The following is a 16621-nucleotide window of genomic DNA, read 5'->3' as shown; positions in this document are numbered from 1 at the left end:
CTGTGGGAGAAACCATCTCACCGAATCTTTCTTATCCACAGGAATTTCTTGATTGGAATACCTGAGCTTTAAACTATATTAAGTTGAGTACCCCAAACATTTCAGCGGCATTTATTCTCCGACTAAGTTCTATGGATAAGATCTATCGGTCTCTCAGTTTTCGCATTTCTGCTGCGCTTATTGGCTTGGTTGCGCTATTCGCGATCGTGGCATTTGCCGGATGGCGCCTGGGTTATCAAAGCACTCTGCGGCATCTCGATGAAAATATGCAGGGACAAATCGGCCTCAGAATCGAAAAACTTTCCCAGGATCTTGAAAACTATCGCCAGGATTTGCTCTTCCTGGCTTCAGTACCGCCCGTTCAGGGAATTGTCAGGGCGACAAAAAATGGTGGTGTCGATACCTGGGAGAACAGCACCAAGTCACTCTGGATTCGTCGGCTGAATGCCATATTCAGCAGTTACATGAATGCTCACCCGGAAATTGTTCAGGTTCGCTATATCGGGATTGCTGATCAAGGGAAGGAAATAGTCAGGGTTAATCGAAAAGATGACAACATCGAAGTGGTGAGTGCTGACGAACTACAGGCAAAAGGAGACAGGGGATATTTCCTGAATGCGATAAAGCTTAGCCGTGGTGAAGTCTATTTCTCCAGCATTGACCTGAATCGGGAATATGGAGAAATCGAAGTTCCCCATATGCCTACCATCCGGGTTGCAACGCCGGTACGGGATACCGGTGGGGATATATTCGGTATCGTCATCATTAATGTTAAGGCTCTTCATCTGTTCGACAAATTATTGCAGGACGTGCCTGAAGGCTATGAGCTCTATCTGACAAATTTGCAGGGTGACTTCTTGATTCATCCCGAACTGGATAAAACCTTTGGCTTTGATCTCGGCCAACGATTCCGTTGGGATGATGCATTTTCCCCTACACCTGCAAAGGTCGAGGTTCCCTCCAGAGTGCAGTTTTTTAGCAGTCCCGAGGGAAATATTACGGCTGCAGAGCGTCAAATCCTGTTTACCGGGGAAAATCCGAGTCGAGGGGTCAATCTGCTGATGACCTATCCGGAAGACAAAATTGAGGGGCAGGTAGCTCAGTCAGTCATTTCCATGTTGCTCGCCCTTATCGCCGGTATGGTGGTTGCCGGTTGCTTTTTGTACCTGTATTGGCTGAACGTGAGGCAGAAGCATAAAGTCAGTGTGGAGCAGGCCCGGTTGGCGGCGATTGTGGAAAGCACTGAGGATGCTGTCATCGGTAAAACATTGAAAGGGGTCGTCACCAACTGGAATCATGGGGCGGAGGAGATGTTTGGCTATACCAGTCAGGAGGCCATCGGTAAGCGCCTGGTGGAGCTGATTGTCCCTCCTGACCGGGTGAAAGAAGAAGAAACCATTCTAGAAAGAATCAGCAAGGGAGAAAAAATCTCCCATTTTGATACCAAAAGGCTGCGTCAGGATGGCACAGAGCTTGATGTTTCTGTTGCTGCCTCACCCATCAAAGATGCCAACGGGGAGATCGTCGGGGCCGCTAAAACCATACGTGATATCAGTCCGCAGAAAGCGGTGGAAGAAAAGATCCTTCATCTGAATGTGACGCTGGAACAGCAGGTTGCCGATCGAACCCTGGAAATTCGTCGTTACCATGCTCTGCAGGAAGCGATTTTGAGTCATGCCGGCTACGCGATTATCGCCACAGACAAGGAAGGCGTGATCACCTTGTTTAATCCGGCTGCCGAACGCATGCTGGGATATCACTCGGAGGAAATGATTGGCCGACAGACCCCTGCGCTGTTCAATCTGCAGGAAGAGCTGACGGCCAGAGCAGAACAATACTCCCGGGATCTGGAAGAACCGGTGCAGCCTGGAATTGACACCATTGTCGCCAAGTCCCGACATCAGCAGCCTAATGAAGAAGAGTGGACCTATGTTCGCAAGGACGGTTCTCATTTTCAGGTAAACCTGTCGGTCACCATGTTATTTGATGAAGCAGGTAGCACGTCTGGCTACCTGTTGATGGCATCAGATATCTCCAGCCGGGTTCTGGACCGTCGTAACATGATGATTATGAGGGATCATCTCGTGAAGGCTGCCGAGGTGGCGGAGCTTGGAATCTGGACCTGGAACCTGCTGGATGACTCCCTTGATTGGAACCGGCAAATGATGGATATCTACCAGGTCCCGCAGGAGGTCATGGAGACGGGCCTCTATTATGATTACTGGGAGCGTTCCCTTCACCCGGAGGACAAGCAGGAAACCCTGGAGAAATTGTATCGGGCCCTTGAGGGTTCCGACGTATTTGACCCGGTCTTCCGAATTGTGCGTGCCGATGGTAGTACCCGGTACATCCAGGCGACAGCCGTTGTTGAACGTGATTCTGAGGATAATCCGGTGTTAATGCTGGGGATTAACAGGGACATTACCGAGCGGCAGGTGTATGAACAGCGGTTGCAGGAAGCCAAACTGGCAGCAGATCGTGCCAATAAGGCCAAGACAGAATTCCTGGCAAACATGAGCCATGAAATCCGAACGCCGATGAATGCCATTCTGGGTATGTTGCAGCTGATGAAGAATACTCAGATGAAACCCCAACAGGCCGATTATGTGGAAAAAACTGAGTCTTCAGCAAAAGCCTTGTTGGGTATTCTGAATGACATACTGGACTTCTCCAAAGTGGAAGCCGGTAAGCTGGTGCTTGATCCACAACCCTGCAATATTGATGACCTACTGAAGGAAGTCGGGGTCATATTGTCTGCCAATGTTGGCAGTAAACCTGTGGAAATACTGTTTGATATAGATCCGGATCTTCCTGAGAGTATCCGGGTTGATGGAATGCGTCTGCAGCAGGTGCTGATTAACCTGGCAGGGAATGCCATCAAGTTTACTGAATCCGGAGAGGTCGTCTTATCGGTGAAGACCTTCTCCAGGAGTGAAAATATCCTGATTCTCTCCTTCTCGGTAAGGGACACGGGCATTGGTATTTCCAAAGATTATCTACAGAGCATTTTTGAGGGCTTCACCCAGGCGGAGACTTCCACAGCAAGACGCTACGGTGGTACCGGACTGGGGCTGACAATTTGCCAGCGGCTGGTAACGTTGATGGGAGGGGACCTTAGCGCTGAGAGCGAAGAAGGGAAAGGAAGTACTTTCAGCTTTTATATTCCTTGTACTTTGATTGAGGAACACCAGCTGCATGTCAATGAATCCCTGCGTAATCTCAAGGTTCTGATTGTGGATGACAACGGCAGTGCGAGAGAAATTCTGCAGGGACTTGTCAGCAGCCTGGGGTGGCAGGTGGATACAGTTAGTTCAGGTGAGGAGGCCATTGAAATTATCCAGGGTACTCAGCCTGACTATCTACCATACGATCTGGTGTTGATGGATTGGCTTATGCCGGGGATGGACGGATGGGAGGCGAGCGAGAAAATCAGGGCTCTCTATCCTGTGGATAAACTTCCTCTTATCGTGATGATTACAGCCCATAAGCGTGAAGCTCTGGAAAAGCATCAGGCGAGTGAGCCGGGGGTTGTTAATGGGTTTCTGATGAAGCCGGTGACGGCCTCTATGATTCTGGATGCCGTGGCTGACGGAATGAAGGATTCCCGGCGACAGGTCCAACCTTCCAGAAAGCCCCGTCGCACCAGACTGCGCGGCATCTCAATCCTGCTAGTCGAGGACAATCCTACCAATCAGCAAGTAGCCATAGAACTGCTACAGGAGCAGGGGGCGAAGGTTGATTTGGCCGATGACGGAGTTAAAGCCGTTGAGAAGCTGGCAAATACTGAGACCACGTACGATGTGATTCTCATGGATATCCAGATGCCCGGTATGGATGGCTATACCGCAACCCGGAAAATTAGAGAAGAGCTGCAACTGACGTCCATACCGATTATTGCCATGACCGCCAATGCGATGGAATCCGACAGGGAGGCAGCATTAGCCTGCGGTATGAATGATCATGTAGGCAAACCTTTCAGTATCAATCAGTTGGTTGATGTGATTCTGCATCACGCTCGCGGTATTGTGAGTGAAAGTCCAGCGCCTGATAGTACTGACACAGCTGATGCCAATGTTGTGCTGGATACGGAAACAGCCTTGTTGAGAATGCAGGGTAATACAAGTGCCTATCGACGGGCATTGAGCCAATTTCTTTCGGAAACCCCCGAGTTAATCGACACACTTGCCGAGTCCACGGAGAAAGGGGATGACCCGGAAACATACCGGCGAATGGCGCACAGCATCAAGGGAGGGGCAGCCACGATCGGCGCAAACATCATGGCGGGTCTGGCCGCCGATCTGGAACAGATATTCATCGAGCAGGGCAATGTGGACGGATTTCGGGATCTGTTGGCAGAGTTACAATGGCAATTCACCATGGTGCAGGAAGATGCCCAGGCGTTTATAGCCTCGGAGCGGGAATTACCTGAAGAGGCTGCTTTACCCCGTACTCCGGCGCAGCAGAAAAATCTGGGCAAAGCGCTCATGGCCTTGGAAGGTCTGCTAAAAGAGGCTAACCTTCAAGCATTGGATATATTCGAAGGTATGAAGGATCAGTATTCCTCCATGTATCCGGAAGAATTTGAAGAGCTGGCTGAAGCCATGGAGCGGATGGATTTTGAGGTGGCTCTTGCGTGTTGTCAGAATGTGCAAAAGCAGGTAGAGGAGTCTGCATGACAGAGATGTTTCCGGATCACGTAGAATTGGAAGTCGAAAAACGGCGTGGGCGGATATTAATTGTGGATGACCAGCCCCTCATGATCCGGGTCATCCATCAGATTTTTGCAGACGAACATGAGTTATTTATGGCCACCAGTGGCGAGCAGGCACTGGAGTTCTGCCAAAATAATCTTCCTGATCTCGTGTTGCTAGATGTCGTGATGCCAGGTATGGACGGCCTGGAAACGTGCCGCCGTCTGAAAAAGGATGAGCGCACGGCATCCATACCCGTGATCTTTGTCACCGGACAAACCACGGAAGAAGAGGAAAATGAATGCTGGGACGCAGGATGTGTGGATTTTGTTAATAAACCGGTTAACGCAAGAACGCTGCTAAAGCGTGTCCGCTCTCATTTGACGCTGAAATTTCAATCTGATCTGTTACGCAGACTGGCAATGCTGGACGGTCTGACCAAATTGGCCAATCGGCGATATTTTGACCAATTCCTCAGTCAGGAGTGGCGGCGCTGCAAGCGAGCCGGCAAACCTCTCTCGCTTGTACTTTTGGATATCGATCACTTCAAGAGCTATAACGACAGTCTGGGGCATCAGCAGGGCGATGACAGCTTGCGAATGGTGGCCTCAGCAATCGCTAGGAAAGCCCATCGTCCAGCTGATTTGGCCGCTCGTTATGGTGGTGAAGAGTTTGCGGTTATTCTTCCCGAAACTGACCTGCCGGGGGCGGTGAATATTGGGGAGCAGATTGAACAGTCGGTGCGGGAACTGCAGATTGAACACCCGTCTTCGCCAGTCTGTAATGTACTCACTGTCAGTATCGGTGTCGCCTCCATGGTCCCTGTGGAGAGCAGCAACCCGGAGCTATTGATTAAGGTTGCTGATCAGCATTTGTATCTCGCCAAGAATAGAGGTCGGGGACAGGTGTGTGCGGAGGACAATACTTCCTCCTGACTCTTTTTGCCCTTCCTCTTGAGTCCTCTTGACCTATCTTTTGAGTTCTTTCGACTTGTAATTCCAGCCTTGATTTCGGACCAGTTTGTTCGGATACAAAAAACTGACAAAACTCCTGATGCCTTGATACAGGTGCGCCATAGGACTGTCATAAAACTGTTATATTCTTTTCGCGATGACTTATTAGCTATTTGACTGACCTCAACTTTTACCGAAGTCAGCCTGTTGGCGGGAGTGTACGCGCAATGAAAATCCGGACGTTGTCCAAAGTAAGCACAGGATTGTTGTTGCTGGTGGCTGTCGTACTCAGCCTCTCAGCATACTGGGGTATGGAGCAATTGCGTCGGCAAGTGGAAAGCAGCCGGTCGTTTTCTGAATATCGGGCATTTGTGAATGACCATGTTGCCGCCAGTATCAACGCCTATCTGCGCAGTGGCGATGCCACTGATCTGTCAGGTGCAGGATCGGCCATTCATCAACTTGATGAACTCATCATGTCTGATAGTCGGAACCAGTTGGGGCAATTTCATGATCTGCTCATTGAATTCGCAGAGTTTATGGCTTCGGAAGCGAGGGCGGCCGGGAAGCTGGCGGGAAATGAAGAAGGCCTGTTGATTCAAAATGAACGAGAAACCCGTGATGGGCTGTCCAGCCTGATCAACTACAGCGAGGAAGGCCAGGAAAAAAACGCTGGATTAGCGGCAAAATACAGAAAGGCCGCTTTGGATTTGTTGTTGATGTTGCAGGATCGAACCTTTAAGCGGCAACAGGCAAATGTCACGGATGAAACCGGACTTCAGGATCTGGAAAACATCAACCGGAAGATGCTCCAGCAGGCGGAATCCATTGAATCCATGGAGCGGATTGGAATCTATAACGAAGCAGAAGTGGATGACTTTGCCGCGTTGATGGGACTGGAGTCTGACAGCTCTGACAAGGAAGAAAAAGCTGATGAAATAACGGCCAATATCAGCTCTCTTATCAAGCGCTTTCCCAAGGAGCTGCGTAATACGGCAGATATTCAGCGACGTATCAAGCAGAGCTATTCGCGCATTGAAGATTACGTCCAGCAAATTAAAAAGCAGCTGGATCATGCAGAACAACAAGTCGCGACTGAATTTGAAGGAACCTTGCATACTGCCCGAAATGCCATGATCTCTGTCGTGGTGATGATTCTGATTTTTTCCGTGTCTATTGATCAGATTCAGCGCGGAATATCCCGCAGAATCAGCGAATTTGTTCCGTATTTTCAGACCTATGCCATGGGAGATTTTCGGGAAACGGTTATCGTCTCCGTTAAAACCAGCGAACTAAAAAGCCTGCGTGATTGTGCAAATATCCTACGGGAGAGCCTGGCGGGCCTATTGATGGATATTAAGGATCGGTCCGGTAAGGTTCTTGATATCGGGCTGAATGTCAGTGAGGCCTCTGAGCATGTTGCCGTAAAAATGGAAAACCAAATGCAGCAGGCGGCCTCGGTTTCCACGGCGATGCAGCAGATGACGGGATCCTTCAATGAAGTGGCAGAACATGCGGCTAAAGCTGCGGAAACCGCTCAGGATATCAGTCGGGCTGCTGCCGACAGCAGTATTGTAATGCGCGAGGCCATTGAAGAGGTTCGATGCCTGGCGGAGCAGGTAAACGAAACCAGTGAAGATATCGGACGTTTGGGAGCCGTTGCGAACAACATCAATGCGGTCCTGGAGGTTATCAGCGGCATTGCGGAACAGACCAATCTGCTGGCCCTGAATGCTGCCATTGAGGCAGCCAGAGCAGGAGAACATGGGCGTGGTTTTGCTGTCGTGGCGGATGAAGTGCGTTCACTGTCCCAGCGTACGGCGTCATCTACCCAGGAAATCAGGGAGATCATCGGCAATATTCAGGGACAGGCTGTACACTGTGTCGGGGCGATGGAAAGTCAGGTGCAGCGGGCTCAGGTGACGGTTAGAAAGAGTGTGGATGCCAGTGAATCCATGCAGAACATTGTGGACTCCATTGCCCTGATCCGGGATATGACGACTCAGATAGCTGTGACGACCGAGGAGCAGGCAGCGGTGGCAGAGGATATCAATCGCAACATTCAGAATATCCGGGAAATCAATGAAGAAACCCGGAATTCATCACACGATACTGCCAGTATGAGTCAGCAGTTGCAGCGGGAAAACCGGGAGCTGCAGGAAGCTCTAACCCGGTTTTCTGTCTGAGCCCAGGCGGTTTTGATCATCAGCTAGCTGATACCTGGGCTGTATCTGAAGTGCTGGAAAGATTCGCTGGGTTGCCGTTAATCGTCAGTCCAGCTTAATCCAGGTCGCTTTGATTTCGCTGTACTTGTCAAAGGCATGCAAGGACTTGTCACGGCCGTTGCCGGATTGCTTGTATCCACCAAAGGGAGCTGTCATGTCCCCGCCGTCGTACTGATTCACCCAAATGGAGCCTGCTCGCAGTGCTCGGGCCATTCGATGAGCACGACCGAGATTGCTGGTCCAGACAGCCGCCGCCAGGCCATAGATTGAATCATTGGCAATCTTCAGTGCCTGTTCTTCGTCTTTGAAGGTGATAACGGTCAGTACCGGCCCGAAGATTTCTTCCTGGGCGATGGCCATATCGTTGGTCACATTTTCAAAAACTGTAGGCTCTACATAGAACCCGTTTTCCACCACTTGGGAACGTTGTCCGCCAATGGTCAGTTCGGCTCCATCTGTACGGCCCTTTTCAATATAGGCGAGAACCCGGTTCAATTGGGTTTCATCAACAATGGCACCGATATTGGTCTGTGGATCGAGTGGATGCCCGGGGCGCCAACCTTTGAATGCTTCCCGCACTTTCTTTACAAACTCGCCGGCAATACTTTCCTCTACCAGGAGCCTGGAGCCAGCGGTACACATTTCTCCCATGTTGAAGCAGATAGCGTCAGCAGCGGATTGAGCGGCTTTATCCAGGTCGGGAGCATCGGCAAATACGATATTGGGAGATTTCCCTCCGGCCTCTGTCCACACCCGTTTCATATTGGATTCACCGGCATACACCATAAGCTGTTTGGCGATACCTGTAGACCCTGTGAATACGAGTGTGTCGACATCCATGTTCAGGGCCAGCGCTTTACCAACAGTGTGGCCATAGCCCGGCAGGACATTGAACACACCTGCCGGCAAGCCTGCTTCATGAGCCAGAGAGGCAAGACGTATAGCGGTTAATGGGGATTTCTCGGAAGGTTTGAGGATCACTGAATTGCCCATCGCCAGGGCCGGGCCAAGCTTCCAGCTGGCCATGATCATGGGGAAGTTCCAGGGCACGATTGCCGCGACAACACCGACGGCTTCGCGGGTTACCATTCCCAGTTCATCGGCACCAGTGGGGGCGATCTCATCGTAAATCTTGTCGATAGCTTCCGCACACCAGCGAATACATCGTGAGGTTGCCGGAACGTCTACATTCATTGCGTCCGCAATGGGTTTCCCCATGTCGAGCGTCTCCAGTAGCGCCAGTTCCTCTGCGTGCTGGTCAATCAGGTCGGCAAATGTCTGCAGAACTTTTTTGCGTTTTACCGGTGCCATTTGAGACCATTCGCCGGATTCAAATACCTTGCGGGCAATCGCAACGGTATCATCAGCATCGGCCTGGTCACAGGAGGAGACTGACGCCAGCAGCCGATTATCAACCGGACTACGGCATTCAAAGGTTTCTCCGCTTTTAGCCCCGGCATGTGTGCCATTAACAAAAGCCCTCCCTTCAATGGAAATTGAGCTGGCCAATGTCTGCCAATATTCAAAATGTTGAACGTTTGCCACGATCACCTCGTCCATCTTTGTCAAAAATGAGTCAGCACACCATACCCCACACTCGTGGAGGGTTTCAATATATTGAACGCATGATTTTTATGACCGATCCTCATCAGAAGGGCCGCTGTTATGGCAATTAGACCGAAATTAAGAGGACATCGGAGGAATTTGAAAAAAGTCGGAATTAACTATTGATGTTTTATTTATTTTACATAAACTGGGCTTAGAGTGTTCAAAATAACAAACGGTCATGTGCGTGAAAGGGTATGGCCCAAATTAGACCTAAAATGAATAGCTGCGCGCAAACATAGCTACACGCTAACAGAGTAGTAGACAGTTAAGCTGTGGGTTTCGTTGACCCGCATTGTTTGAATCAGATACAGGTAACAGTCAGGTAGATTGAATATGGCAAATACATCCCCTCAAGATCTCGATGCATTCTGGATGCCGTTTACCGCTAACCGCCAGTATAAGTCCAACCCGCGTCTGTTGGTGGCTGCGAGTGGCATGCATTATGAAACCCAGGATGGGCGTAAGATTATCGACGGAACGGCAGGTCTCTGGTGTGTTAATGCGGGTCATTCCCGTCAGGAAATCACAGATGCCGTCAGTCGCCAGATATCCACATTGGATTACGGCCCAACTTTCCAGATGGGGCACCCGCTACCGTTTGAGTTGGCCAATCGTCTGGTTCGCCATGCTCCGGATGGAATAAACAAAGTCTTCTTCACCAACTCTGGTTCCGAATCGGTGGACACGGCTCTGAAAATTGCCCTGGCCTATCACCGGGCGAAGGGGGAAGGGCAAAGAACCCGTCTGATTGGTCGCGAAAAAGGGTATCACGGTGTTGGTTTTGGCGGCATCTCTGTTGGCGGCTTGGTCAACAATCGCAGGATGTTCGGTACTCTGCTCAATGGTGTCGACCATATACGTCATACCCTTTTGCCGGAAAATGCATTCAGTCGCGGGATTCCCAAACACGGTGCAGATCTGGTCAATGATCTGGAACGCAAAATTGCATTACACGGTGCAGACACCATTGCGGCTGTGATTGTCGAGCCGGTAGCCGGTTCTGCCGGGGTAATTCTGCCACCGGAAGGGTATCTGCAGAGGCTGAGAGAAATTACTCGTCAGCATGGCATTCTATTGATCTTTGATGAAGTCATCACCGGTTTTGGCCGGGTAGGTCAGGCGTTTGCCTCGAACAGATTTGGTGTCACTCCCGACATTATCACGACAGCAAAAGGTCTGACCAACGGAGCTATACCGATGGGAGCAGTGTTCGTTTCCGGTCAGATATACGATGCCTTCATGGAAGGTCCTGAAGAAGTGATCGAGCTGTTTCATGGGTATACCTATTCCGGGCACCCTGTGGCGGCAGCGGCAGGTATTGCAGCCCTTGATATATATGAGAAAGAAGGGTTGTTTGAGCGGGCTTTGGAAATGGAGTCCTATTGGGAAGACGGTCTACACAGCCTTAAAGGTCTGCCGAATGTGGTGGATATCCGCAATATCGGACTTGTAGGGGCGGTGGAGCTCGCTCCTCGGGATAAAGTGGGTGCTCGTGGCTATGATATTTTCAATCATTGCTACTGGAAAGAGGACGCCCTGGTTCGTTGTACCGCGGACACGATCGCCATGTCGCCTCCGTTGATTATTGAAAAAGAACAGGTAGATCAGTTGATTGAACGTTTAGCCAACTCGATCAAAGCTGTGGAGTAATTGGCTCTGTGCACTGATTGACACAGTGGATTAAACAGAGCAATCGGATATTCAGACTGAATAAGTCCCAAGGGGTGGTCAAGCCATCCCAACTTTTAATACAGCCGTCTCAGACGGCTTTTTTTAAGCAATAAGATTCAGGTGTTTCATGCGACAGATTAATCACTACGTAAATGGCCACGTCACAGGGGCCAGCGACAGGCAGACCCCGGTGTTTAATCCTGCACTGGGTGAGCAGACAGGAAACGTATCCCTGGCCGGCAGCCAGGAAGTGGAGCAGGTGATTGCCGCCGCGAAACAGGCATTCCCGGCTTGGGCGGAAACTTCGCCGCTGAACCGGGCAAGGATACTGTTTCGTTTTAAGATGATGTTGGAAGAACGTATTGATGAATTGGCGCGGGTGATTTCTTCCGAGCACGGCAAGGTGTTTGAAGACGCCAAAGGCGAAATCATTCGGGGCATGGAAGTGGTTGAGTTCGCCTGTGGGATTCCCCACCTGTTGAAAGGGGAAATCACTGAGCAGGTCGGTCGAGGTGTGGACGCCTGGTCCGTTAATCAACCACTGGGCGTTGTGGCCGGTATCTCTCCTTTTAACTTTCCTGCCATGGTGCCCATGTGGATGTGGCCGGTAGCGATAGCCTGCGGTAACACATTCATTCTGAAACCTTCAGAGAAAGATCCCAGCGCACCTTTGTTAGTTGCCCAGTGGCTGAAAGAGGCAGGTCTGCCTGATGGTGTTTTCAACGTGGTTAATGGTGACAAGGAAGCAGTGGATGTCTTGTTAACTCACCATGATATCCAGGCTGTAAGTTTTGTGGGATCAACGCCCATCGCAGAATACATCTACAGTACTGCCAGCGCTCATGGAAAACGGGTCCAGGCACTGGGTGGCGCTAAAAACCACCTGGTCGTGATGCCGGATGCTGATCTGGACATGGCGGTCAATGCACTGACGGGGGCAGCATATGGCTCTGCAGGTGAGCGTTGTATGGCTATATCCGTGGCGGTAGCCGTCGGGGATATTGCCGATGAATTAGTGGCAAAACTGGCTGATAAAGCCCGCAACCTGAAAATTGGCAATGGCGAGCAAACCGGTCTGGATATGGGTCCTTTGGTGACCAGGGAACACCTTGCCAAGGTGACCGGGTATGTTGATCAGGGTGTGGAAGAAGGCGCAACACTGGTGGTGGACGGTCGTGGGATAGAAATACCCGGATGCGAAACCGGCTACTTTATTGGCGGATGCCTGTTTGATCATGTGACGCCGGAAATGACCATATACCGCGAAGAGATCTTTGGCCCTGTACTTGTCGTTGTCCGGGTACCGGATTATGTCTCAGCAGTTAAGCTCATTAATGCCCATGAGTATGGTAATGGAACCGCCATCTTTACCCGCAGTGGTGGCGCCGCCCGTCAGTTTGTTCGTGATATTCAGGTGGGTATGGTAGGCGTTAACGTTCCTATTCCGGTGCCTATGGCATTCCACTCTTTCGGTGGTTGGAAGCGTTCACTGTTTGGCAGCAATCATGTTCATGGAATGGAAGGCGTCAAGTTCTATACCAAGCGCAAGGCCGTTACCGCTCGCTGGCCTGACGGTGACATGGGAGCAGAATTCGTGATGCCCACAATGGATTAAGAACGGTCGGCCCCTCAAGGATGAGGGTCTGTAATCTGATGATCTAATAGCCTTGGATACCTGAAAATGAAAACTGTTGATGATATTGCGTCGGTCAAAACAGAGGGAGTTACATCGGAAACCTACTTGCCGGATCCTTCCAAGCTGATCAGTGGTCAGCCAACCCAAACCCTGTGGAATAACTTTTCTTCTCCGGATAACAAGTTCCATGTCGGGATCTGGGACTCCCAAGCTGGAGAATGGGCCGTGAATTACTCTGAGCAGGAGTTTTGTCTGATCCTTGAGGGTGAGTCGGTGATCCACGACGAGCAAGGTGGTCAGCGTAGTGTGAAGGCTGGTGACCAGTTCTATATTCCTGCGGGATTCAAAGGGCGTTGGGAAGTGCCGGAATACTGCAAAAAAATCTATGTAATTTACGAGGCCTGAACCATGACGCAACGAGCAAAGCATACCGGTTCTTTTTATGCGGCAACCCGTAATGATAAGACCGAGCGCCCGATTCTGACCGGGGATATGGAGGCAGATGTCTGTATTATCGGAGCAGGTTTTACCGGACTATCCAGTGCGCTGCACTTGGTGGAAGCCGGGTTCAATGTCATTGTGCTTGAGGCGTCCCGCATTGGATTTGGTGCCAGTGGCCGCAACGGAGGCCAGCTCGTTAACAGTTACAGCCGTGATATTGATGTGATCGAAAGTCATTACGGTACTGATCTGGCCCGGGTATTGGGGGATATGGCATTCGAAGGTGGACGTATCATTCGCGAGCGCATCGATACCTATGGCATCGACTGTGATTTTCGGGAAGGCGGAGTATTTGCTGCACTCAATCCACGGCAGATGCATGAGCTGGAAGAGCAGAAAAAGCTGTGGGAACGTTTCGGTCATCAGCAGCTGACATTGCTCGATCGCAACGCCATTCGTGGAGCGGTCAATACTGAAGCCTATTGTGGTGGCATGTTGGATATGTCGGGTGGCCATATTCATCCCCTGAATCTGGCGCTTGGCGAAGCTGCGGCAATCGAGAAGCTGGGTGGAAAGATCTACGAAGACTCCAAAGTCATTGCCATCGAACGCGGGGCCAGTCCGGTAGTCAGAACCTCAAGTGGTTCTGTGCGGTGCAAATACCTGATGATTGCGGGTAACGCCTATTTGGGAGGGCTTGTGCCGGAACTGGCAGCCAAGTCCATGCCTTGCGGAACCCAAATTGTCACCACGGAAGTGTTGGGTGAAGAAAAAGCCCGCTCCCTAATTCCCTCACTTTATTGTGTAGAAGACTGCAACTACAAACTGGACTATTACCGTATCACTGGGGACTTCAGGCTCTTGTATGGTGGTGGAGTCACCTATGGAGGGGGAGATCCAGCATCCATTGAAAGCTTTGTCAGGAAAAAACTGGAGGGTACATTTCCTCAACTGAGCGGAGTCAGGATTGAATTTGCCTGGGGCGGAGATTTCCTACTGACGCTGAGCCGCTTGCCTCAGTTTGGGCGAATTGGAGATAACATCTACTACGCGCAAGGCTATAGTGGGCATGGTGTGACAACCACCCATCTGGCTGGAAGGCTGGTTGCTGAAGCGTTAAAGGGCCAGGCGGAGCGGTTTGATGCTTTCACTCAGTTAAAGCATTTTCCTTTCCCGGGCGGACAGCTAATGCGAGTGCCATATACGGCGATCGGAGCGCTGTATTACGGACTACGTGACAAACTGGGAATCTAAACGCAGTCGAGGGGCGGCCCGTTCGCCCCTTCAACATATTTCCGCGACATTATCTAGCTGAGCTGCATTACTGCTGGTCTGCCGCTAATGGCGAATAACCTTAATTCTGGGCTTTTTTGTCGTCTGTTGATTGAGTGCTATTTTCTGCAACAGCGACTGAGGCTTTAAAAGTTCTAATTTCCCGTTGAAGATCGCTAATACTTCTCGTCGCGACATAAGGTTTCCAGACGCATACCCCCATAATTTCCATGTGGATATCTCCGCAGCCTTCTTCGGTGGGCATTTGAATATTGTCCCAAGCCAATGAAGATGAGCTGTAAAGGGCAATAAGAAGTAACGGTAGGGCGAGAATTCCCTTCATGTTGAGCTCCATAATAGATCTATATGATATTAAGAAATAATGCCTAAGCTGAAAGTAATAAGGCGACAGAATGTTACAACATTTCACATAAAATGCGATAAAAATTTTGTTAAATGTCCAAGTATCAACTGGACAGTGTATAAATTATGGTTAAGACACCATCGCAAGGAATGCTATGAAAAATATTTTATTGATAGTGATATTTTGGGGACTCTCTTGTCAGGCTTTGGGCGAAATCTATCGATGGGTAGATGAAAGCGGCAAGGTTCATTTCAGTGATCAAAAGCCAGAGAATTTATCTGCCGACACCATCAAGCTGGAAGTGAATACTTATAGTAGTGTGTCCTACGATACCTCGGTGTTCGACACCGGCAGACAGGTCGTAATGTATTCCACTTCCTGGTGTGGGTACTGCAAGAAAGCCAGGGAATATTTTCACGCCAATCATATTAACTATGTTGATTACGATATTGAGAATGATGACAGTGCTCGTCGTCGATATGATCAGCTAGGGGCTAAGGGAGTGCCTGTGATTCTGGTTGGCAATAAACGCATGAATGGGTTCAGTGAAAGCGGTTTTAAAAGGATCTATTCGGATTAATTTGTCATAGCCCGTTCACACAAAAAGCCCGGAGATTTCCGGGCTATCAGGTCCAAACTAACGGGCTGGTAAATCCAGACTAACTAGCTGGCTGTTGTTGGGTAATGCAGTGAATGTTCCCGCCGCCTAACAGTATTTCCCGTCCAGGGAGCTGTACGATTTCCCGATCAGGACACAGGTCAGAGAGAATATTGGCAGCTGTGTCATCCATGGCATCGCCAAATGCCGGCATGATAATACCGCCATTCACCATCAGGAAGTTGATATAGCTTGCTGCCATACGTTCCCCGGCGCGACGTGGCCATGCGTGAAAGGCTTTGTCTATGCCATCCACTTCATCTTCGGTCTGTACCAAGGGTTGGGGTAGCGGAACTTTAACCACCTCCAACTTACGGCCTTTTGCATCCCGTTGACTTTGCAGATACTGCAGGGCAGTCAGGCTTCGTTGATACTGAGGATCTCTCTCATCATCAGTCCAGGCCAGAGCAATTTTTCCCGGGCCAACAAAGCAGGCCATGTTATCCACATGACCATTAGTTTCATCGTTATAGATGCCCTCAGGTATCCAGAGGATTTTTTCAACGTTCAGGTAGTCTCTAAGCCGCGCTTCAATTTCTTTACGGTTCAGATGAGGATTCCGGTTGGGATTGAGCAGGCACTCTTCAGTGGTGATTAACGTACCTTCGCCATCAACGTGAATAGCCCCGCCTTCCAGTACGAAACCGTCAGAGCGATAACGTGCTACCCTTTCAATACTGCAGATCTTTTGGGCAACCTGGTCGTCTCGGTTCCAGGGCTGGTATAAACCACCGGTTAATCCACCCCAGGCATTGAACTCCCAATCGACACCGCGTAATTCTCCCTGACCGTTGATGACAAACGTGGGGCCGGTATCCCTGACCCAGGCATCATTATTGGATATCTCTACCACTCTGACGTGATTGCTCAGACGTGCACTGGCGTTCTCAAATTGATCTGCTGAAACGCCGATGGTCACTGGCTGAAAGCGGGCAATTGCTTCGGCAACAGCCAGGTAGGCTTTCTGAGCCGGCTTAGCGCCAAATCGCCAGTTATCCGGCCGCTCGGGCCACAACATCCATGTCTGGAACTGTGGTGCCCATTCCGCGGGCATGTAAAAACCATCTGCGCGGGGAGTGGAGGTGAGCGGCAATGCCATGGA

Annotated in this window: 11 protein-coding genes; 8 read left to right on the top strand and 3 right to left on the bottom strand. The window is 50.4% G+C overall.

The genetic code is table 11. The features are described from left to right. Positions 1-131: 131 nt before the first annotated feature. The 3 genes from BTA51_RS05345 (at position 132) to BTA51_RS05335 (ending at position 7830) form a co-directional block, all read left to right on the top strand. A complete protein-coding gene (locus BTA51_RS05345) occupies positions 132-4676 on the top strand; it encodes a PAS domain S-box protein (protein ID WP_094706387.1) in 4545 nt (1514 codons plus the stop codon). Further along, positions 4673-5626, top strand: coding sequence for a diguanylate cyclase (locus BTA51_RS05340; protein ID WP_094706386.1), 954 nt, complete (start codon positions 4673-4675; stop codon positions 5624-5626). The genes BTA51_RS05345 and BTA51_RS05340 overlap by 4 nt, the downstream gene beginning before the upstream one ends. A gap of 245 nt (positions 5627-5871) precedes the next feature. Beyond that, positions 5872-7830 (top strand): methyl-accepting chemotaxis protein, encoded by a 1959-nt coding sequence (locus BTA51_RS05335; RefSeq protein ID WP_094706385.1) that lies wholly within the window; start codon positions 5872-5874, stop codon positions 7828-7830. A gap of 84 nt (positions 7831-7914) precedes the next feature. Here the strand turns inward: BTA51_RS05335 and BTA51_RS05330 are convergent, their stop codons facing one another. Then, the gene (locus tag BTA51_RS05330; RefSeq protein WP_094706384.1) at positions 7915-9429 is read right to left on the bottom strand and encodes an aldehyde dehydrogenase; all 1515 of its coding nucleotides are present in this window, start codon (positions 9427-9429) and stop codon (positions 7915-7917) included. Between the two features lie 381 nt (positions 9430-9810). Here BTA51_RS05330 and BTA51_RS05325 point away from each other — a divergent pair, with 381 nt between their 5' ends. The 4 genes from BTA51_RS05325 (at position 9811) to BTA51_RS05310 (ending at position 14479) form a co-directional block, all read left to right on the top strand. After that, a complete protein-coding gene (locus tag BTA51_RS05325) occupies positions 9811-11127 on the top strand; it encodes an aspartate aminotransferase family protein (RefSeq protein WP_094706383.1) in 1317 nt (438 codons plus the stop codon). Positions 11128-11275: 148 nt separating this feature from the next. Then, on the top strand, positions 11276-12763 hold the full coding sequence (locus tag BTA51_RS05320; protein WP_094706382.1) for a CoA-acylating methylmalonate-semialdehyde dehydrogenase: 1488 nt from the start codon (positions 11276-11278) through the stop codon (positions 12761-12763). A 66-nt stretch (positions 12764-12829) separates the two neighbouring features. Then, complete coding sequence (locus BTA51_RS05315; RefSeq protein ID WP_094706381.1) at positions 12830-13189, top strand: cupin domain-containing protein; 360 nt, start codon at positions 12830-12832, stop codon at positions 13187-13189. A 3-nt stretch (positions 13190-13192) separates the two neighbouring features. Further along, the gene (locus BTA51_RS05310) at positions 13193-14479 is read left to right on the top strand and encodes an FAD-binding oxidoreductase (RefSeq protein WP_094706380.1); all 1287 of its coding nucleotides are present in this window, start codon (positions 13193-13195) and stop codon (positions 14477-14479) included. A gap of 100 nt (positions 14480-14579) precedes the next feature. On the opposite strand, the gene BTA51_RS05305 is transcribed toward BTA51_RS05310, so the two are convergent. After that, positions 14580-14840: a hypothetical protein gene (locus BTA51_RS05305; protein WP_094706379.1), complete on the bottom strand. Its 261-nt coding sequence runs from the start codon at positions 14838-14840 to the stop codon at positions 14580-14582. 175 nt (positions 14841-15015) lie between these two features. On the opposite strand from BTA51_RS05305, the gene BTA51_RS05300 reads away from it, so the two are divergent. Further along, positions 15016-15441, top strand: coding sequence for a glutaredoxin family protein (locus tag BTA51_RS05300; RefSeq protein WP_094706378.1), 426 nt, complete (start codon positions 15016-15018; stop codon positions 15439-15441). A 79-nt stretch (positions 15442-15520) separates the two neighbouring features. Here BTA51_RS05300 and aguA read toward each other — a convergent pair whose 3' ends face one another. After that, positions 15521-16618, bottom strand: a complete 1098-nt coding sequence (gene aguA / locus BTA51_RS05295; RefSeq protein WP_094706377.1) for an agmatine deiminase — start codon at positions 16616-16618, stop codon at positions 15521-15523. Positions 16619-16621 lie beyond the last annotated feature (3 nt).

The sequence above is a fragment of the Hahella sp. CCB-MM4 genome, from assembly GCF_002260525.1.
Lineage (GTDB): Bacteria > Pseudomonadota > Gammaproteobacteria > Pseudomonadales > Oleiphilaceae > Hahella.
The sequence above is the reverse complement of the archived record's forward strand: the minus strand, read 5'-3'. Positions and strand labels throughout refer to the sequence as shown.